Source organism: Kitasatospora sp. NPDC097605 (genome assembly GCF_040302725.1).
Taxonomy (GTDB): domain Bacteria; phylum Actinomycetota; class Actinomycetes; order Streptomycetales; family Streptomycetaceae; genus Kitasatospora.
Window position 1 is genome coordinate 15,936 of record NZ_JBEOSF010000020.1, and the last position, 19,040, is coordinate 34,975.

Annotated in this window: 16 protein-coding genes; 8 read left to right on the top strand and 8 right to left on the bottom strand. The window is 75.6% G+C overall.

Annotated features, from left to right (window positions below; genetic code table 11):
* Positions 1 to 95: 95 nt before the first annotated feature.
* Entirely contained in the window at positions 96 to 1,064 is a 969-nt protein-coding gene (locus tag ABTX81_RS22700) for an ArsR family transcriptional regulator (RefSeq protein ID WP_350548780.1), read from the bottom strand.
* A gap of 91 nt (positions 1,065 to 1,155) precedes the next feature.
* On the opposite strand from ABTX81_RS22700, the gene ABTX81_RS22705 reads away from it, so the two are divergent.
* Positions 1,156 to 2,235, top strand: coding sequence for an alpha/beta hydrolase family protein (locus tag ABTX81_RS22705; protein ID WP_350548523.1), 1,080 nt, complete (start codon positions 1,156 to 1,158; stop codon positions 2,233 to 2,235).
* A 408-nt stretch (positions 2,236 to 2,643) separates the two neighbouring features.
* Positions 2,644 to 3,339, top strand: coding sequence for a phosphoribosyltransferase (locus ABTX81_RS22710; RefSeq protein WP_350548525.1), 696 nt, complete (start codon positions 2,644 to 2,646; stop codon positions 3,337 to 3,339).
* Positions 3,340 to 3,368: 29 nt separating this feature from the next.
* On the opposite strand, the gene ABTX81_RS22715 is transcribed toward ABTX81_RS22710, so the two are convergent.
* Positions 3,369 to 3,641 (bottom strand): hypothetical protein, encoded by a 273-nt coding sequence (locus tag ABTX81_RS22715; protein WP_350548527.1) that lies wholly within the window; start codon positions 3,639 to 3,641, stop codon positions 3,369 to 3,371.
* A gap of 154 nt (positions 3,642 to 3,795) precedes the next feature.
* Between ABTX81_RS22715 and ABTX81_RS22720 the strand changes: the two genes are divergently transcribed.
* The 4 genes from ABTX81_RS22720 to ABTX81_RS22735 all read left to right on the top strand — a co-directional run bounded on the left by ABTX81_RS22720 (position 3,796) and on the right by ABTX81_RS22735 (position 7,193).
* Positions 3,796 to 4,527: a TSUP family transporter gene (locus tag ABTX81_RS22720; RefSeq protein WP_350548529.1), complete on the top strand. Its 732-nt coding sequence runs from the start codon at positions 3,796 to 3,798 to the stop codon at positions 4,525 to 4,527.
* 45 nt (positions 4,528 to 4,572) lie between these two features.
* Complete coding sequence (locus ABTX81_RS22725; protein WP_350548531.1) at positions 4,573 to 5,040, top strand: DUF5990 family protein; 468 nt, start codon at positions 4,573 to 4,575, stop codon at positions 5,038 to 5,040.
* Between the two features lie 50 nt (positions 5,041 to 5,090).
* A complete protein-coding gene (locus ABTX81_RS22730) occupies positions 5,091 to 5,516 on the top strand; it encodes a hypothetical protein (RefSeq protein ID WP_350548533.1) in 426 nt (141 codons plus the stop codon).
* A gap of 105 nt (positions 5,517 to 5,621) precedes the next feature.
* A complete protein-coding gene (locus ABTX81_RS22735; RefSeq protein ID WP_350548535.1) occupies positions 5,622 to 7,193 on the top strand; it encodes a multicopper oxidase family protein in 1,572 nt (523 codons plus the stop codon).
* 61 nt (positions 7,194 to 7,254) lie between these two features.
* Here the strand turns inward: ABTX81_RS22735 and ABTX81_RS22740 are convergent, their stop codons facing one another.
* Positions 7,255 to 9,348, bottom strand: coding sequence for a HelD family protein (locus tag ABTX81_RS22740; protein WP_350548537.1), 2,094 nt, complete (start codon positions 9,346 to 9,348; stop codon positions 7,255 to 7,257).
* A 244-nt stretch (positions 9,349 to 9,592) separates the two neighbouring features.
* Complete coding sequence (locus tag ABTX81_RS22745; RefSeq protein WP_350548539.1) at positions 9,593 to 10,270, bottom strand: RDD family protein; 678 nt, start codon at positions 10,268 to 10,270, stop codon at positions 9,593 to 9,595.
* A gap of 200 nt (positions 10,271 to 10,470) precedes the next feature.
* Between ABTX81_RS22745 and ABTX81_RS22750 the strand changes: the two genes are divergently transcribed.
* Positions 10,471 to 10,947: a GreA/GreB family elongation factor gene (locus ABTX81_RS22750; protein WP_350548541.1), complete on the top strand. Its 477-nt coding sequence runs from the start codon at positions 10,471 to 10,473 to the stop codon at positions 10,945 to 10,947.
* A gap of 4 nt (positions 10,948 to 10,951) precedes the next feature.
* Here the strand turns inward: ABTX81_RS22750 and ABTX81_RS22755 are convergent, their stop codons facing one another.
* Positions 10,952 to 11,626 carry a hypothetical protein gene (locus ABTX81_RS22755; protein WP_350548543.1) on the bottom strand — a complete coding sequence of 225 codons (675 nt, stop codon included), beginning with the start codon at positions 11,624 to 11,626 and terminating at the stop codon, positions 10,952 to 10,954.
* 117 nt (positions 11,627 to 11,743) lie between these two features.
* Complete coding sequence (locus tag ABTX81_RS22760; protein WP_350548545.1) at positions 11,744 to 13,690, bottom strand: stealth family protein; 1,947 nt, start codon at positions 13,688 to 13,690, stop codon at positions 11,744 to 11,746.
* 607 nt (positions 13,691 to 14,297) lie between these two features.
* Here ABTX81_RS22760 and ABTX81_RS22765 point away from each other — a divergent pair.
* Positions 14,298 to 17,009, top strand: coding sequence for a M4 family metallopeptidase (locus ABTX81_RS22765; RefSeq protein WP_350548547.1), 2,712 nt, complete (start codon positions 14,298 to 14,300; stop codon positions 17,007 to 17,009).
* A 127-nt stretch (positions 17,010 to 17,136) separates the two neighbouring features.
* Here ABTX81_RS22765 and ABTX81_RS22770 read toward each other — a convergent pair whose 3' ends face one another.
* Entirely contained in the window at positions 17,137 to 17,280 is a 144-nt protein-coding gene (locus ABTX81_RS22770; protein WP_350548549.1) for a hypothetical protein, read from the bottom strand.
* A 168-nt stretch (positions 17,281 to 17,448) separates the two neighbouring features.
* The gene (locus tag ABTX81_RS22775) at positions 17,449 to 19,020 is read right to left on the bottom strand and encodes a hypothetical protein (RefSeq protein ID WP_350548551.1); all 1,572 of its coding nucleotides are present in this window, start codon (positions 19,018 to 19,020) and stop codon (positions 17,449 to 17,451) included.
* Positions 19,021 to 19,040: the final 20 nt, after the last annotated feature.

Sequence of the window (19,040 nt, forward strand, 5' to 3'; positions counted from 1 at the left end):
GGAATGCCATGGAGGAGACGGTTGCGAGCCGCGATCTGTGACACGGCGCGCGATCTGTGACGCGGAGCCCCGGGCGGCCGCCGCGAACCGGCGGACTACGGCGGCCCGCCACCCGCCACCAGGGCGCCGAGCGCCGTCCGCCGATGGGTGACCGAGCGGCCGGTGCGGGTGGTCGTCGCCAGGCCCGCCCGCCGGAGCGCCGCCGCCTGGGACGACGCCGTCGCGTTGCTGACCCGCAGGGCGCGGGCCAGCGAGGTCGTGGTCCGGGGCTCGGCGAGCAGGCGCAGGGTGAGCAGCCGGGTGCGGCCCAGGACGGCGGCCAGGGCCTCACCGGGCTCGGCCGGGCCCGCCGCGGTGGGCGGCAGCCCGGGGCCGGCCGGATAGGTCAGGACCGGGGCACGGCCCGGGACGTCCTGGAGCAGCGGGCCCGCCGGGTGGTGGAAGGTCGGCAGCAGGAGCAGGCCGCGCCCGTCCGGGCGGACGTCCCGGTCCGGCGCCGTGCCGGGCCACTCCCACACCCCGCCGTGCAGCCGGCTGCCCGGGACCAGGCCGGCCAGCGCGGCCGCCACGCCGTGCTCGGCGGCCGCCAGGGCGTAGCGGGCGAACTCCTCCCGGTGCAGGTCCTGGACGACGGGCCAGACCGGCGCGAGGACCGTTTCGTACGCGGCCTGCTGGGCGCGGCGCAGGGTGCGCCAGGCCGTCTCGTCGCCCTCGTGCAGGCCGCGGATCCAGCCCGGAGCGGGTACCGCCCCGTACACCCGCTCCAGCTCGGAGCGGACGACGCCGGGTCCGGTGGCGCGGATCCGCGCGAAGCCGTCGGCCAGGGTGTCGCCGAGGACGTCGAGGAAGGCCGGCGGGCGGCCGGCCGGGACCAGGTCGGCGAGCGGGTCGGCGGCGGCCGGGAGGGAGCGCAGGACCCGGCCGCGCCACCGGGCGAACAGCGGTGGTCCGCCCCGTGGGGCCACGGCGGTCGCCAGGGCGGCGTGCAGCTCCTGGAGCGGCGCCGGGCGGGGTGCGAAGCGGATCAGGGCGAGGTCCGCCGAGGTGAAGTGGAGACGCAGCACTCCCACGGCGCACAAACCCCCGTCCTCGGCCCGCCTTTCGGCCAGGGCCTGAACCTTCGCGCCGCGCCGGCCCCGTCCGGAGGATGGCCGCATGACGTCTCGACGCACTCTTCTCAAGGGCACCCTATGCGGGAGCGCCGCCGCCCTGCTCCCCACGGCCGCTTCGGCCGCCGGCGGCGCCGGCCCGCTGCTGCGGCTGCCCCGGCCCTCCGGCCCGCACCCCGTGGGCCTGCGGACGGTCCATCTGACGGACCCCGCCCGGAGCGACCCGTGGGTGGGCGGTGCGCGGGAGGTGATGCTGACCGTCCTGTACCCGGCCCGGTCGGTGCACGGCTGCTCCCGGGCCCCGCAGCTCACCCCGGCCGAGGCCCGGGAGTTCGCCGACAGCGCGCGGTTCGTCCACCCGGGGCTGCCGGAGCCGGGAGCGGTCGACTGGGGAGCGGTTCTCACCCACGGGTACGCGGGCGCGCCGCCGCTGCCCGGGCGGTGGCCGGTGCTGGTGTACTCACCGGGCGGCGGTGACTCCCGCACGCTCGGCACGAGCCTCGCCGAGGACCTGGCGAGCCACGGCCGGGTGGTCGTCCTCGTGGACCACCCCGGCGACGCCTCCCAGGTGGAGCTGCCGACCGGGATGCGGACGACCGTCCTGACCGGACCGCCGGACCCGGCGACCTTCCGCACCATGCTCGACACCCGGATCGCGGACCTCCGCCTGGTCCTGGACCGGCTCGGCGGCCTGCCGCCCGCCCCGGTCATGGACCTCCGCCGGATCGGGCTGTACGGGCACTCCGCGGGCGGCACGGCGGTGGTGTACGCGGCCCGCGGGGACCACCGGGTCGGCGCGGTGGCCGACCTGGAGGGCTATCTCGACCTGGAGCCGCCACCGGCCGGCCCCGACCGGCCGCCGCTGCTGCTGCTGCGCACCGACGGATTCGAGGGCGCCGCCCGCATCGAGTCCTCCTGGGCGGGCCTCCCCGGCCCCCGCCTGCTGCTCCCCGACGCGAACCACTGGGCGTTCACCGACCTCGGCACCCTGGTCCCGCGGCTCCAGGGGGCCGGTCTCGTCACCGCGACGGCCCGCGCCGCCCTCGTCGGCACCGGCGACCCGGCGGCGACGCTCGCCCGGGTGCGGCGCGGGGTGGGGGCCTTCTTCACCCGCCACCTGGCGTAGCCGGGAGGCGGCCAGGCGGCCCGGCGGTTACCGCGCCCCGGAACCGGATCCGGAACCTGGGTTGTCCGCCGCGAGCCGGGCCCGGACGACCGCCGCCTCCCGTACCGGCGTCCCGCCGGGCCTCCAGTTCGGCGCGCAGCCCGGGGCTGCGGTGGTGGACGACCGAGGAGGTCCCGGCGCGGACGGCTCCCCGGGGCGGGCATCCGGAAGGCTGCCCGGAAGCGGGAGTCCCGGGTGGCCGCCCCGACGGCGGCGGATCCTGCCGAACGAAGCGAGTTCGGGATGGCCGATCCCGTGGGCGGGGCTCACCCGGCCGGGGGCCCTGTGACGGATGCGTTGCGGTGCCGCTCGGTGGCGCCGGCCGCGACCACGGTGTGTACCGGGAGCGGGCCGGGGTAGGCGCGCGAGGTGGAGGCGCCCGGATTCGACGAGGAGGAGGCCGTGACCGCGCTGTTCACCAACCGCAGGGACGCCGGGCAGCGGCTGGCCCGGCGGACCAGTGACTGTCTGCGCGCCCGTCCCGGGTCCGAGCCCGTGGTCGTCGGCCTGGCCCCGGGCGGCGTCGCGGTCGCGGCCGAGGTCGCGCGCGAGCTTGCGGCGCCGCTGGACGTGGTGGTCGCCCGCCCGCTCACCGCGCCCGGCAACGGCACCCCGCTCGGCGCGCTGGCCGACGAGGCCCCGCCGGTGCTGAACCGGCGGGCGATGCGCGGGCTCGGGCTGGGGGAGCGGGACCTGGAGGCCGAGGTGACCCACCAGCGGGTGGAGCTGCACCGGCTGGAGAAGCTGTACCGGGACCGCCGGCCGCCGCTCCCGGTGGACGGCCGCACGGTGGTGCTGGTGACCGACGGCGTGGTGTACGGACCGGTCACCCCGGCCGCCGTGCAGGCGCTGCGCGGCAGGGGGCCGGGCCTGCTGGTGCTGGCCGCGCCGGTGTGCGACGCGCGGTCGGCGGCGGTGCTGCGCCGGGTCGTCGACGTCCTGCTCTGCCTGCGCGAGACCACCTATCTGCACGCGGTGGGTCCCTGGTACGACGACTTCCGGGACGTCACCGACCGTGAGGTGGCCGTCCTGCTGCGACAGCAGCCGGCCCGCCGCCCGGTCTGAGCTGCCCGGTCTGAGCTGCCCGGGCGGGGTCAGATCCCGGTGGCCGGGAGCAGCAGCAGGCGGTCGGGGTCGAACGGCATCCAGGCCGGGGCCTCGCCGCGGCCCATGGTCCGGACGCGGCACCAGGCCTGGGCGCCGGCCGGGCGCCACCAGGCGTTGATCCGCCCCACCGCCCAGCTGCCGTCCGCCCGGGTGATCTGGACCGGGTGGTAGGCCGGTTCGATCTCGTGCTCCGGCGGCTGCCACCCGGATGCGCCGGTCGGCCGGGCCGCGGCGGTGTGCCGGCGCGGATCGTCTGCCATGGGTCCCCTCCTGTGCGGGCCGTCTGGGCTGCCGGGGCAACTCTACAGTCGTGTAGTAGTTCGTGGGGAGTCCGATGGGTGAAATTCGGTCGAGCGGGTGGGGGCCGGGCGCGTACGGTCCGGTGTCGCGTGGACGTCCGGCGGGGGGAGTGCCGTGGATGCGGGGTGGGGTGCCGCGCTGCCGCTCGGCCTGGTGGTCCTGGTGGGCTCGTCGGTGCAGCGGCTGGCGGGCGTCGGCTTCGCGCTGGTCGCGGGACCGGCGCTGGTCCTGCTGCTGGGGCCGGGCGACGGGGTGACGCTGTCCAACTGCGCCGCCGGCGCGATCAGCGCCGTCGGGCTGGCCGACAGCTGGCGGCGGGTGCGGTTGGCCCGGATGCTGCCGCTGATCGGCGCGGCCGCGTGCACCGTCCCGCTGGGCGCCTGGGTCGCCGGCCGGGTGCCGGCGGCCGCCCTGCTGATCGCCATCGGGCTGCTGGTCGGCGCGGCGGCGCTGCTGGTGATCCGGGGGGTGCGGGCCGCCGGGCTGCGCGGCGTGCGGGGCGCCCTGGCGGCGGGCGCGGCCAGCGGGTTCATGAACTCCGCCGCCGGCGTCGGCGGCCCCGCCGTCTCCCTCTACGCGGTGAACACGGGTTGGAGCGCCCGGGAGTTCCTGCCCAACGCGCAGCTCTACGGGGTGGTGGTGAACCTCTTCTCGCTGGCGGCCAAGGGGGTTCCGCAGCTGGCGGCGCCCGCGTGGTGGGCGACGGTGGCCGGGATCGTGCTCGGCGCGGCCGTCGGCAAGGCGCTGGCGGAGCGGGTGGCCGAGCGCCGGGCCCGGACGGTGGTGCTCGCCCTGGCGCTGGCCGGCGGCCTGGTCACCCTCGGCAAGGGGCTGTGGGAACTCTGACCACACTGCGTGTTCCGGGGCCACCGCTCGTGGCAGGCTGTTCCCGTGCAGTTCCGCATCGAAGCCGTCGGCCCTCCGGGCCGCCACTGCCCGGCCGCTCCGGGCTTTCCCGGCTACCGCGACATCCACGTCGCCGTCCAGCGGCGCGAGCGCCCCGGCGAACTCCTCGACCCGTGGCCCGGTGACGCGCCCTCGGCTGTCTGGACCCCGGAGTGCGTGGCGGCTCCCGCCGCCGGCGGCATCGACCTCAAGGGCCCGTACGTCCAGGGCCGGCCCGGGCAGCGCTTCGTCCACCTGGTGTGGGGCACGGTCGACGAGGCCGGCGGCTTCACCATGTTCCGGCGGGCCGAGCTCATGCTCGACGCCGTCGACCGGCAGCCGGCCGCCGACGCGGTGGCAACCGGTCGGCTGGTCGCCCGCCCCGGGCTGACGGACGCCCGGGGGCACCCGCTCTGCGCGGCCGTCCGGCCCCCGCTGGTGGTGTGGACGGCCGAAGCGGGAACGGGGAGTTGAGGCCGGGCCCTGACAGGTTCCACATACCGGGCCCGGGTACAGTGGCCGCCATGTGTCCGGCCGCCGCCCCCGTCTCCCGCGACCCGCGTCGCCGTGGGGCCGCAGCGGCGCTCGTCCTCCTCCTGCTGACCGCCCTCGGGCTGATCGGCCATCACACCCTGCCGGCCGGTGTCACCCCGGCCCCGCACGCCGCCATGGCGATGGCGGCCACCCAGCAGCACGACGCAGGCCACCGGGCCGCGACCGCCGCCCGGCACCCGGTCGCCCAGCATCCCGTCCAGGCCTGCGCCGAGCACCGGGTCTGCTCCTCGACGGCGCCCGCGCGCGGCGTCCTGCTCGACGGCCCGCCGTCGGCCGGCCTCGCCGGCGCGGGCGCCGCCGACCCGGCGCCGCGCCGTCCGGCGACCGCGCCCGGCATCCCGTGGCCGGGCGTACCGCCGCCCGACCTCGACGTCCTCTCGGTCTCGCGCAGATAGGCGCCCCACGGCGGCGGGGAGTGACCCCTCCCGCCGCCGGCCGGCCCTGTCCACCGGCACGGCCGACCAGGCCGGTGCCGACGCGTACTCACCCGAGAGACCTCGATGCCCGAATTCACCGTCACCCGCCGTTCCCTGCTGCTCGCCGGCCTGGGCGCCGCCGGCGCCGGCCTGCTCGCCGCCTGCTCGGACGCGGCGGGCACCCCGCCGCTCGTCGACCCGTCCGGCAGCCCCGTCGCCGCGGCGGAGGCCCGGCGGCGCGGCACCGGCCGGGAGCGCCCGGTGACCGTCACCGCGGCGGCCGAGACCGTCGACCTGGGCGGCGGGACCACCGCCCCGACCTGGACCTTCGGCGGCCTGCCGGGCCCCGCGGTCCGCACCACCGCCGGCGACACCCTGGTCGCCACGCTGAACAACCGCCTGCCCGTGCCGACCTCCCTGCACTGGCACGGCCTGGCGCTGCGCAACGACATGGACGGCGTGCCGCCGGTCACCATGCGTCCGGTCCCGGCCGGCGGCGACTTCACCTACCGCTTCGTCACCGACCGGCCGGGCACCTACTGGTTCCACCCGCACGTCGGCGTCCAGCTCGACCGCGGCCTCCACGCCCCGCTGATCGTCGAGGACCCGGCCGAGCCGCTGGGGTACGACGAGGAGTGGGTGGTCGTCCTGGACGACTGGCTGGACGGGGTCGGCGGCGGCACCCCCGACCAGGCGCTCGCCGAACTCCGCAAGGGCATGGGCGGCGGCAGCGGCGGCCACGACATGAGCGGGATGAGCGGCCACGACATGTCCGGCCACGCCAGGGGGAACACGGGCGCGCCCACCGGCGGGCAGCCGTCGTTCATGCTCATGGGCGCCTCCAGCGACCTGCTCGGCGGCGACGCCGGCGACGTCCGCTACCCGCACCACCTGGTGAACGGCCGGATCGCCGCCGACCCCGAGGTGTACGCCTCCAAGCCCGGCCGGCGGGTGCGGCTGCGGATCCTCAACGCGGGCGGCGACACCGCCTACCGGCTCGCCCTGGGCGGCCACCGGCTGACCGTCACCCACACCGACGGCTACCCGGTGCGCCACGAGGAGGTGGACGCCCTGCTGGTGGGCATGGGCGAGCGCTACGACGTCCTGGTCACCCTCCAGGACGGCGTCTTCCCGCTGACCGCGCTCGCCGAGGGCAAGGACGCCGCCGGCCGGGCGCTGGTGCGCACCGGCGCGGGCGAGGCGCCGGCGGCCACCGTCCGCCCCGCCGAGCTGGACGGCCGGATCCTCGCCGCCTCCGAGCTGCGGGCGGCGGAGGAGGTCCGGCTGCCGGCGCGCACGCCCGACCGCACCCACCGGATCGAGCTCACCGGAGGCATGGACCGCTATGACTGGGCGCTCAACGGACGCCCCTACGACATGGCGAAGCCGACCGCCCACCCGTTCCTGGTCGGCGCGGGGGAGCGGGTCCGCCTGGAGTTCGTCAACCGGACCGCGATGTGGCACCCGATGCACCTGCACGGCCACACCTTCCAGGTCGGTGACCAGGGGCCCCGCAAGGACACCGTGATCGTGCTCCCCGGCCGGACGGTGACCTGCGACTTCGACGCCGACAACCCCGGGCAGTGGATGACGCACTGCCACAACGCCTACCACGGCGAGGTCGGCATGATGGGCCTGGTCGCCTACCGGGCCTGAGCCGTCCGGCCCCCGGGCGGCGGGCCGGTGCGCCCGCCGCCCCGGGCCGGGCCCGGCGGGTTCAGCCCTCCCGCACCACGATCGTGCAGAGCCGCTTGGTGGCCCGGGTGAGCGCGACATAGAGGTCGCGCTCACCGCCGGGGCGGGCGGCGGTGATGCCGTCGGGGTCGACGACGAGGGCCGCGTCGAACTCCAGGCCCCGGGCCTCGGAGGCCGGCACCAGCCGGGCCTGCTCCGCCACCCCGGCGTCCGTCAGCGCGCCGACGGACGCGTCCGGGCAGACCACGCCGATCAGCTCGCCGGGGTGGGCGGCCGCCTGCTCGCGCAGCTCCGCGCGCAGGACGCCGACCAGCGCGGCCGGCGAGGCGTCCAGGGTGCGCGGCGGCTCGCCGTGCCGCACCGAGCGGACCGGCGGCTGGTCCGGGGCGATCGAGGCCAGCAGCTCGCGGGTGGTGGCCAGGATCTCCTCGGTGGTGCGGTAGCTGACGGTCAGCGTGCGCAGGTCGAAGCGGCCGGCCAGATGCGGCGACAGCGCCTCGTGCCAAGTGCGCGCGGTGGTCGCCGGACCGGCCTGGGCGAAGTCGCCGACCAGCGTCATCGACCGGCCGGGGCAGCGCCGCAGGACCATCCGCCACTGCAGCGCGGTGAACTCCTGTGCCTCGTCCACCACCACATGGCCGAAGGCCCGCCGCGGCGGTCCGTCCAGCAGGGCCGCCGCCTCGTCGAGCAGCGGAAGGTCGGCGTCGGTCCACGGCGCGCCCGGGTCGCGCCGCAGCAGCGCGCGCTCCCCGTCGGTGAACTCCGGCAGGCGCGCGGCCAGTTCGCCGGTGTCGCCCAGCAAGGCGTCCACCACCGCGTCGGGCGTCAGATGCGGCCACAGCTGTTCGACGGCGCGCTCGACATGGGCGTCGTCGAGCAGTTCGGCGCGCATCGCGTCGACGTCGAACCCGGGGCCTTCGTCGGCCGGCCCGGGCTCCAGGCCCAGGTGCCGCAGGTCCGCCGCCGCGACCCGGTCCAGGTCGACCCCGGTCAGCTCGGCGACCTCGGCGTCGATCCGCGCCAGCGTCTCGGCGGCGCCCCGGGCCAGTGCGGCGGTCACCGAGTCCACCAGCAGCTCCTTGAACAGCCGGCGGGCCCGGTGATGGGCGAGGCCGCCGGCGCGGGCGGCGTCCCGGACCCGGGCGACCTCCGCCGCGTCCAGCCGGACGTCCTCCTGGCCGACCCGCACCGCCAGGCCCCCGTCCGGCGCCTGCCGCCCGCGCACCACGGCGGCCAGCGCCCCGGCGAGCGCGGCGTCGCCCTTGAGCCGGGCCACCCGCGGCCGGTCGACGGCCGACACGCCCTCGAAAGCGGCGCCGGCCAGTTCGGCACAGGTCGCCAGGACGACGTCGTTCTCGCCGAGCGAGGGCAGCACCTGCGAGATGTAGTCCAGGAACCGGGCGTTCGGCCCCAGCACCAGGACGCCCTGCTCGGCGGCCTTCGGGAAGGCGTAGAGCACATAGGCGGCGCGGTGCAGCGCGACCACGGTCTTGCCGGTGCCGGGACCGCCCTGCACCACGGTGACCCCCCGGTGCGGCGAGCGGACGATCGCGTCCTGCTCGGTCTGCAGCGTGGCCACCGCGGTGCCCATCCGCCCGGTGCGCCGCTCCTGCAGCGCGGCGGCGAGCGGGCCGTCGCCGACCACGTCCTCGGCGGTGGGCTCGGAGCCGTCGAGCAGCTCGTCGCTGACCCCGACGACGTCGCGCCGCGCCAGCCGCAGGTGCCGGCGCCGGCGCAGGCCCATCGGGTGCACCGGCGTCGCCTCGTAGAACGCGCGCGCCGCGTCCGCCCGCCAGTCGACCAGGGCCGGCAGCTCCTCCTCCTCGCGCTGCAGGCCCAGCCGGCCGATCCGCAGCGCCGTCCCGTCCGCCAGGTCGATCCGCCCGAACACCAGGCCGCCCTCGGCGCCTTCGAGCCGCCGCACCTCCCGGGCCAGCCGTTCGGCCGCCGACTGCCGCTCGTACGCCTCGCGGGCGCCGTCCGCCCGGGTCGCGAGCGTCACGGCGAGCTGCGCCCGGGTGTCGGCGAGCCGGTCGTCGAACAGGGCGACGACGGCGGCCACCTCCGCCCGCTCCAACTCGACCTGGCGTACCACGTTCTCCTCGGCCTGCGGCACAGGTAGCGCTCCCCTCTCGGTTACGGCCTGCCACTATGCGAGGTCGCGCGGGGAAAGTAAATGTTGACTTGTAGACCGGAGTTGTGTCCCGGCCGGTGTCCGCACCGGGTCGGCGCCCGGGTCGGCGCCCGGGTCGGCGCCCGGTGTCCTCGCCCGGTGTCCTCGCCCGGAACACGGCCGACCGGACGCCCGGCCGCGCGGCGGCGGCCCGGTGTCCGGTCGGCGGGAGGTGGTACGGGGGTGGTCAGGACTCCTTGACCACCACGGTCCTGGCGGGCTTGTCGTGCAGCGCCTGCTGGAACGGCTTGTCCCAGAGCGGCCACAGGACGTTCAGCAGGACGAACAGCGAGCCCACGCAGTAGACCGCGTTGGGCAGCGTGTACAGCGCCGCGCGGGTCAGCAGCGCGTTCTCGGCGGGCTTGCCGCCGCTCCCGAGGTCGACGACCCGCAGCTTCATGGCCTTCTTGCCGATCGTCTGCCCGCCCTGGGTGAGCAGCATCGCGGCCTCGTAGCCGAAGGAGAGCAGGGACGCCACGACGTAGTACAGGATCGAGGCGCCGAAGACGGCGAAGAGCAGCAGGGAGGGCACCAGCAGCACGGCGCCGTCGATCAGCCGGGCGACCAGGCGCTCGCCGACCGGGGCGAGCGGCCGCCCGCCGGGCACCGGGGAGCCGCCGTGGGCGCCGGGCTGGGGGTGCCCGTGCGGCCAGGAGCCCTCGGGCTGGACGTAGGGCTGCTGCGGGGGAGTGCCGTAGCCGGGCTGCCCGTACGGCTGCTGCTCTCCGTAGGGCTGCCCGTACGGGGCGGCCCCCTGCTGGTACGGCTGCTGCTCCCCGCCGTAGGGGTTCTGGTGCTGCTGACCGTAGGGGTTGGACCCGTCGTACGGGTTCTGGCCGTGCCCCGTGGGACCGTTGGTGCTCATCGTGGCTGGTTCCCTGCCTCGGCGATGATGGTACGGCTGTTCTATCGAGCCCCCCGTCGGCTGGGGAAGACGGATCGGCAAGTCGTTACCGATCAGGGGCACCGTTGTCGCCGAGCCGGGAGACCGGGAGTCCGTTATGTTCGAAAATGCCGGAACAAGCCCGCGCCGCCCGCCGCGGCGGCCCGACCAGGGAGACGGCCATGACCGGTGCACCCGAACCCATCAGCGACGCCGGCCGGTCCGCGCTGGAGCGGGAACTCGCCGACCTGCGCACGGAGCGTGACGCAGTCGCCGCCACCTTGCGCGGCGGCGAGGACGTCGGCGACCGGGCCGATCAGGCCGACGAGTTGCAACGGGCCGACCAGCTCGACAAGTTGGACGACCGGATCACCGAGGTCGAGGGGCGGCTGCGGGAGGCGGCCGCCGCCGGGGCGCCGAGCACCGAGAGTGTCGGCGTCGGCAGCACGGTGACCCTGCGCTTCGCGGACGCCGACGAGATGACCGTGCGGATCGGCGAACTCGCCGAGGAGCTGGACCCGGAGCTGGTCACCGCCGACAGCCCGCTCGGCAAGGTGCTGCTCGGGCGCCGGGCCGGCGAGACCGTCGAGTACGAGGCGCCCGGCGGCCGGACGACCGCGCTCGTCCTGTCGATCGGCACCGGCGGCGGGACGCCCTAGGGGTTCAGGCGGCGAGCTGGTCGGGCCGGCCCGGCACCCAGAGCGGCACCGGGGCGGTGGGCGCCATGTGGCGGGCCGCGTAAGCGTCCAGGACGGCCAGGGCCCGGCCCCGGTCGCCGTCGGTGAGCTCCGCCAGCGCGGCGGCGGCGGAGCGCGCGCAGGCCAGGACCAGGGCCAGCAGGTCCTGACGGCGGCAGCGCTCCCGGACGTGGGCCGCGGACCGTTCCGCGACCTGCGCCGTGTGGGCCGCGCGCTCGGCCTCGGCGGCGGGGCCGTCCCCGGCGGTGGCCGCGCGGACCCCGTGCCAGAGCAGGACCAGCGCGGCGGGCTCGGCCGGGTGGGACACCTCGGCGAGCCGCGCCCAGTCGCGGGCCTCGGCCGACTCCCGGCCCAGCCGCTCCAGGGCGGCCGGGCCGTCCCCGTGGTGGCGGCCCAGCACCAGCTCCGCCGCCCGCCGCACCACGGCCCGCAGCACGGTCTCGGCCGGCACCCGCAGACCGGGCGCCGCCGGATCGGCGAAGGCCAGCCACGCGTCGGCGAACGAGGCCGCCCGCAGCTGTCCCAGCCACGGCGCGGCCGCCGGTGCCAGCCGCTCCTCCACGGCGAGGCGGATCAGCCCGACGCCGATGAGGTCCGGCGCGCCCGCGTCGGGCCCCAGCCCGATCAGTTTGGTCCTCACTGCGTACCCCCCGGTCAGCGGTCGTCACTCGTGGAGGGTCATCCCATCACAGTGCGACGCGGACGAACGGGATCGTGGCGCCGATGAGACGTACGACACGCGGGGGTCCGCCGCTGGTCAGCCCCGGTCGGCGCCCTCGCCGGCCTGCTCGGGCGCGGCGGGCGCCGGCTCGCGGAGCTCGAAGGGCGAGGGCGCCGGGAAGTAGGTCCGCAGGAAGTCCGTGACGGCGCGCTCCTGCTCCTCGGGCGACAGCAGGTCCCGGGTGCCGTCCGCGAGGCAGAAGTAGTCCGCCCAGCGCTCCTCGTGGAGCTGCGCGAGCCGGCCGAGGTCCTCGGTGCTGTCGGTGACGAAGTAGCCGTCGTACAGGTGGCCCTCGACGGTGCGGGCGGTGGCGTGGCCGTAGTGGATGGCCAGGGTGACCGGCGCGAGGTCGCCGGCCGACCGGAACGGCGAGCGCACGGTGTCGTGCAGCTCGGCCGCGAACCGCTCCGCGCTCTCGGCGAGCACGCTGCGCCGCAGCGGGTGCGGGGAGTGCTTGAGGGTGCGCGGGTAGGTCTTGCCGACGGCGGCGGCCAGGGCGCTGCGGGTGTTCTTCTGGGCCGCGACGTACACCGAGTCGCCGGGCTCGTTCCCGCCCGGCGGGATGATCCGGTCGTCGGGGAAGTAGCGGGGCATGCCGTTGCCGAGGAAGAAGTCCTCCGGGACCAGCGGGCGGCCGAGGAAGACGTCGTCGTTGAGGTAGAGGAAGTGCTCGGCGAGGTCCGGGACGAGGTGCAGCCGGGTTTCGATGGCGTGCGAGTTGAACACCGGGCCCGCGCCGGTGCCGGCGAACAGCTCGCGGTGCGGGACGACGGTCAGGCCCGGGTGGGCGGTGTCCAGCCAGTGCGGCGTCTGGTCGTCGGTGACCAGGTGGATCCGGCGGATCCACGGCGCGTGCGCGGCGAGGGCGCGCAGGCAGTAGCGCAGCTCGTCGCGGTTGCGGAAGCGCTGGTCGGCGTCGCCCGCGATGCCGCTCTCGGCGACGCCGTCCTCCTCCGCGATCGGGGCGGCGGTGTGCGCGAGCCGGGCGCGGGCGGCGGCCCGGCGCTCCTGCCAGGCGGGGTCGGCGTCGTCGACCCAGGTGATCACGGCGTCGACCGGGAAGTCGACCTGCTCGGGCAGCGAGGCGGCGAAGATGTCCAGCAGCGGGTAGGAGCGGCCGCCGACGGTCGTGGTGGCGGTGGCCTCCAGCGAGGGCACCCACCAGCCGAACGGCGTCTCGTCGATCGAGGCGATGGCACCCTCCGAGGGTGCGGCGGAGTCCCAGAACTCCACGTCGCAGCCGGTCTCGGGGCCGTACAGCAGGGTGCCGAGCACCGCCGGGCGGTAGATCCGCACGCCCTTGACCCGGTCCGCCGGCCAGATCGGTCCGGCCTGCTCCTGGTCCGCGCCGTCGCCGTCCCGGTCCTGCGCGGGCCCGGCCGCCGCCTCCAGCAGGCCGACTGCGCCGGGCAGTTGCTCGGCGAGCACGGTGGTGAGGGTCCGCCCGTGCTCCAGGAGGTCGGCGTAGACGGCCTGGCCGGTGAACGCCCCGGCCAGCGCCGCCAGCACCGCGGGCCGGTCGCCGGGGCGGATCGCCAGCCGGTGCCGGGGGTGCCGGTCGGGCACGATGCCGTGCGCGAGGCCGGCCTCCCGCAGCGCCTCGCTCACCTCGGCCAGGTTGCCGTCCCGGCGGTCGGCGGGCAGCAGGGTGCGGCGTTCCTCGGCCAGGTGCTCGCGGTGGCGCACCACGCCCGGGAGCGCGGCGAGCAGCTCCTCCTCCCGCGCGGACCGGTCCCCGCCGAGCCGCTCGTACGGCGACACCGGCTCCTCGTGGACGGCTTCCTCGGGCTCCTGGTGCTCCTCAGGTGCCTGGTGCTCCTCGGGTGCCTCGTGCTCCTCGGGCCCGGCCTGGGGCACGACCTCCTCCGGCGCGGCCGCGGAGGGCCCGCCGGGCGTGCCGTCGCCGTCGGAGGGCCGGTTGCGGCGGGCCAGGGCGGTCAGCGGGCGCATTTTGGCCGCGAGGTTGGCCGGGCGGATGGGCAAAGGAAACTCCAGGGGCTCTTGGTTCGGGTGTCGGGCGTTCCACGTGCCCCGGAGAGCGGCCGGGCGCTGCTCCGCTTCTCCGGTTCTTCCTCGCAAGTGGTTCACGGCACCCAACGACGGCGCAGGCATGGGGGCAGGGCTTCCGGTTCGCACGAGATCGTATGCGACCAAGAGAATTTTGTATTGAGTCATGATAACAATCGCGTGTCCTTTTGGCGCCGCGAGGCAATGGCCCCGGGTATTCGCCCGTGGTGAATGGTGTGCGTTCCGACTGAGGGGACGTCATGAATTCACCGATTCACCGGATTTGTCGCAAGCTCAGTTCCCCCGGGGATTCGCGGCCTTGACCTTGCCATGGCCCGGTCATTGCCTGGAGGGCTCCTCGACCGTCCGGCCGGCCGACCGCCCGTCCGACCGCCCGGCCCCGCCCGTGCTCCCGTTCGCCTGCATATGCAGACCATCGACATATGACGAGAGTTGGCCTATGGTGATCGCGAGGCGGGCGGCCGGCTCCGGAGATCGGACGAGCCGTGGGGGTGTGGGCGCCCGCCGCACACGTGTGGTCCGGCGTACGGCCGGACCCTCCGATTGACGTGGGAGGACCGCAGTGCACCACCGTTCCCGTTCACCCAAGCCGCTCGGCGTCGCCATCGCCGCCGTCCTGAGCCTCGGCCTGGGCGTGCCGCCGGCCGTCGCCGCGCCGGCCGCCGACACCGACCCCGTCCCGGGGCTGGTCGCCGGCTCGGACACCGCCGCCCCGCAGCTGGTCACCGGGCTGGCGGAGCGGGCCGCCGGCGCCACGCCCGCCGACGCGGCGCGCGCCCACCTGGCCGCCCACCGGGACCGCTACCGGGTCGACCCCGCGCAGCTCGTCGAGGCCGGCACCGAGCGGGCCGCCGACGGCCGTCACACCGTCAGGTTCGCGCAGCGGCACGGGGGCATCCCGGTCTACGGGGCCGTCTACCTGGTCCACCTGGTCGGCGAGGGCGACGGGCAGCGCGTCGAGTCGGTGGGCGGCAAGTACTTCACCGGGCTCACCGCCCCGACCGCGCAGAGCGTGCCGGACGAGGTGCTGCGCCGCCTCGCGCTCGGCGCGGTCGAGCAGCAGGGCGCGGGGGAGGGGGCCACGGCCGAGGACCACGGCCTGGTGGTGCTGCCCGGCGGCCCCGGCCGGCTCGCCCGGCACTTCACGGTGCGCGGCACCGACGCGGCCGCCTGGGCGACGAAGGCGCGCGAGGTGTTCGTGGACGCGACCACCGGTCAGGTCGCCCTCGCCCACGACGCGCGCGCCCCGTTCCGCGCCGAGGGGGCTGCTGCCGACGGCGCTCCGCAACCCGCCACGGGTACCGCGCCGGACGTCTTCGGCAACCCCGTGCCGGTGAACCTCGGCCGCCTCCCGGACGGCACCTACCAGCTCACCGACCTCACCCGTCCCGCCGTCATCACCACCTACGACGCGGCGGGGCGTGACTACTTCGAGGTCCGCGGAAGGATGCCCGACGGCATCCTTCCGGCGGCCTCGGCGACGCCCGACTTCCCCGCCTCGGCCGCCGCCACCGGCGCCGCCAACGCGCACGTCAACGCCGGCATCGTGGACGACTTCTACCGCGACCGGCTCGGGCGCCAGGGCATCGACGGCAAGAACGGCCCGATCATCGCGATGGTCGACGTCACCATGGACGGCAAGTCGATGCGCAACGCCGCCTGGGACGGCCAGAAGATGATCTACGGCAGCGGGGGTGGCAAGGAGTACCCGTTCGCCGTGGCGCTCGACGTGGCCGGCCACGAGATGACCCACGGCGTGGTCGGGGCGACGGCCAAGCTCGTCCTGGCGGGGCAGTCCGGCGCCCTCGACGAGGCCGTCTCCGACTACTTCGGCAACGCGATCGAGGTGACGACCCGCGGTCTGTCCATGAACGACCCCCGCGCCGCCCTGCTGGGCGAGAGCCTCTGCCGCACCGGCACTCCCGAGGCCTGCGCCGGTCGCCGGCTGGACGACCGCCGCACCACGGTCGACGACTACGTCGGCGTGGCGGCGAACATCGACAGCAGCGGTGCGCACATGAACTCCACCATCATGGGCGGGGCGCTGTGGGACATCCGCCGCGCCCTCGACCCGCTCACCGCCGACCGGTTGGTCTACCGGGCGCTCAGCGAGTACCTCACACCGCTCGACGACTTCGTCGACGCCCGCAACGCGGTGCTCGCCGCCGGCCGGGCGATGGGTCTCAGCCGGGCCCAACTGCGGACCGTGGCCGGCGCGTTCGACGCGCACGGGATCAAGCAGGGCTGGCAGCGGCGGATCGGCGTGGACAGCCGCGTCCTGCTGGGCGACATCCCCAGCGGGCTCGTCGCCCCGGACGTCGCCGGCGGCCGGTGGGTGGCGGGCACCACGGGTCACGGCTTCGGTGGCAGCCTCGGCGTGCTCACCGGCACCGTCGGCGGCTCGGCCGAACCCGTCGCGCTCAGCCCGGTGGACGGCCGCTCGCACGGCTGGCCCGCCACCGACGGCACGACCGCCGCCTGGGTGGCCATGGGAGCGGACGCGAGCGGCGCCTGGGGCTGGGAGGTGCTGGCCCGCCCGCTCGACGGCGGCCCGCTCCGGAGCCTTCGGCGCGCCCCGAACCAGATCCTCTCGGACGTGCGGGCCTCCGGCGGGAACGTCGCCTTCCGGGTGTACGACTTCGCCACCCAGCGCACCCGGCCCGCGCTGTCGCGGAACGGCGCTCCGGCGGAGGAGATCCCCCTGCTCGACGGTCACGACGTGTCCGACCTGACCTTCCGGGGCGATCTGCTCGGCTGGACCGAGACCTGGACCGTCGGCGAGCGGACCGTGTTCGCGCCGACCGTCTACTCGATCGCCGCGGGCAGGGTCGTCACCCAGTACGTGCTGGACGGGGCCGTCGCCACCACGGCCGGCCAGACCCGGCTGGCCGGGGACCGGCTGCTCTGGGTGGAGACGCCCGAGAACGGCGGCACGGGCAGCTCGATCCGCTCCGGCGCCGTGGACGGGTCCGGAGTGACCGACCTCCTGACCGGCACCGCCGCCGACCTGCGCGACATCACCGGCCTCACCGTCTCGGACCGGGCGGTGACCTTCAGTCACCGGTTCGACTGGGAGGGCGGTGCCGTCGAGAACGCCGAGCTGCCGAAGCTCTGGCAGCTCCCGCTCACCGGCGGCGCCCCCCAGCGCCTCTCCTGCAACCGCGGCGGCCAGTACGCGCCGGCGGCCGACCGGGGCACCCGGGTGCTCTGGCTCGACGCCACCGCGGGCCGCACCGACCTGGTCGTGCGCGAACGCGCGGCCGGCACCTGCTGACCGGAGGACGGCTGCCCCGGGGTCCACACCAAGGGCGCCCGACCCCGCGCCCGGACCCCGTCCGCCCCCCGGTCCCCCGCCCGGCCGCTGCCACCCCGCAGCGCCCGGGCGGGCCTTCGCCCTGCCGTCAGACCCGCACCACGCGCCAGGCGGCGACGAGATCGTGGAAGCGCGGGAAACGGGCGCCCGGAACAGTCTCGCCACTGACCTTCTCGCCATGGAGCCAGCAGATGTCGAAGACGTCGGTCTCGGCGTCGAGCAGGCAGCACACGCCCGGCGAGTCCGGCCAGCCGGGTCAGTGCTCTCGCGACGTTGCGAGGGGGCATGACGATCTCGTAGCTGTAGGCCAGTCCCATGCCGCCCGACCTCCCCTGTTTCGAACCGGCATCCTGTCACGGTGGGGGACGGCCGCCCAGCTGATTTCGGCCCGGCGACTCCGTCATGCCGGCTTGCTCGCCAGGGTGCTGCAGGCCAGGGCGATCTCGGCGTGCTCCGTCTTCATGGCGAAGGCGAGGAGCTGGCCCTCGGCGTCCTCGGTGAGGAAGAAGTCGGCTTCGGTCACGGCGGGGGCCATCCCGCGCAGCTCCTCCGGGAGTTCGTCGGGGGAGATGGCGAAGCAGCGGAGCAGGTCGGCGAGCTGGATCGGCTCCGCGGCGGCCAGCGACGCCTTCAGCTCCCAGCCGTCCGCCGTGGTCCTGGTGAAGCCGCCGGTGAGCAGGAGGGGAGTGGCGTCGGGGTCCTTCCGGTCCCGCACGGCGAGCTGGACCCCCACCGCGACCTTGCGGCCCGTCGCCCACTCCAGGGACACGACCGCGTCCGCCGTCGCGCCGGTGACGTCCATCGCCACGCCCAGGCCGACCTTCCACGAGGCCCACTGGTCGCTCACGACCTTCTCCAGGGACGCGTCGCGCAGCTCCAGATCCCGCACCCAGTCCGGGACGTCGACCGTGACCTTCCAGAGGCCGGCCGCCCAGCTCAGGATGTCGGCCATCTTGACCCCGTGGACGCTCGCGCGGTAGCGCGTGCAATCGGAGCCGCCGTCGTTCCACGTGCCGTCGACGACCAGGGTCACCGGGACCGTGCCGATGTTGATGTCCGAGGGTTGGTCGGAGGGGGTTCTGAGTTCCGGGACGGTGGTCTTGTCGACCGGGATCACCGAACGCACCGGGCAGTTCCTGCTGCGGCTCCGCGCCTGCCTCAGGGTGTTCCCGGTCTTGTTCCGGCCGTAGTCGCTCCTGGTGGGGGATCCGTTCCTGCCGATGCTTTTCGTCACGTAGTACCAGTCGGCCGGAATCCTGTCCCAAGCGCTGTCGGAAACCCGCTGCGGATAGCTGACGGCGGCGGATCCGTAGCCGAAGAGCAGGCGGTAGCTCTTGTAGAACTGCTTCAACGCCCACAATTTCTCGGGTCTGAGCGTGTGGGTCTCAGCGTCCTCGCCCGTTGCGAGATGCTCGCGACAGGCCAGGAGCTGCTTGACCGCCGGAGGTCCGGCCTCGTCGGCCAGGAAGGTCTCGGGGCCGTCGTGCGGGTCGTCCACCCGGCCGGGCAGGTTCCCCGCCGCCGATGTCGGCCCGATGATGAGATTGCCGGGGCACCAGGTGAAGATCTGGCGGAACTCCTCCTTCTGCTCCATGTACGCGCCCTGCGCTCCGTCGTGGTGGAGGCTCTTCTCCTTCAGCGCGCCGAGGAATTCCTTCAGCAGGCCCTTGTTGGTGATCGCCGCCAGCGGGGCCGACTCGATGTATTTGATCAGGGCCGAGAGGAATTGCTGAAGCTCTGCGGGAACTTTGGTCTGGTCGTCCTGGTAGTAGTGGTCGACCGTGTAGTTCCAGTAGGTGACGAGATCCTTGTAGGGCAGGAGATGGTGCCTGGCGAGTGTCACCACGGTGCCGTCGTTCTTCGCCTTGTTCAGGTTCAGCTGGTCGCGGTTGGCCATGACTCCGGGATCCGCGGCCTGGACCAGGTACGGATAGGCGGCCCGGTTGCCCGTCGTGGCGAACTTGAGGTCCATGGGCGGCACCCTATGGTCGG

Excerpts from the sequence above, each read along its gene's own strand:
- ABTX81_RS22735 (WP_350548535.1), top strand. The coding sequence starts at position 5,622 with ATGCCCGAATTCACCGTCACCCGCCGTTCCCTGCTGCTCGCCGGCCTG.
- ABTX81_RS22775 (WP_350548551.1), bottom strand. The coding sequence starts at position 19,020 with ATGGACCTCAAGTTCGCCACGACGGGCAACCGGGCCGCCTATCCGTAC.
- ABTX81_RS22715 (WP_350548527.1), bottom strand. The coding sequence starts at position 3,641 with ATGGCAGACGATCCGCGCCGGCACACCGCCGCGGCCCGGCCGACCGGC.
- ABTX81_RS22705 (WP_350548523.1), top strand. The coding sequence starts at position 1,156 with ATGACGTCTCGACGCACTCTTCTCAAGGGCACCCTATGCGGGAGCGCC.
- ABTX81_RS22730 (WP_350548533.1), top strand. The coding sequence starts at position 5,091 with ATGTGTCCGGCCGCCGCCCCCGTCTCCCGCGACCCGCGTCGCCGTGGG.
- ABTX81_RS22745 (WP_350548539.1), bottom strand. The coding sequence starts at position 10,270 with ATGAGCACCAACGGTCCCACGGGGCACGGCCAGAACCCGTACGACGGG.
- ABTX81_RS22750 (WP_350548541.1), top strand. The coding sequence starts at position 10,471 with ATGACCGGTGCACCCGAACCCATCAGCGACGCCGGCCGGTCCGCGCTG.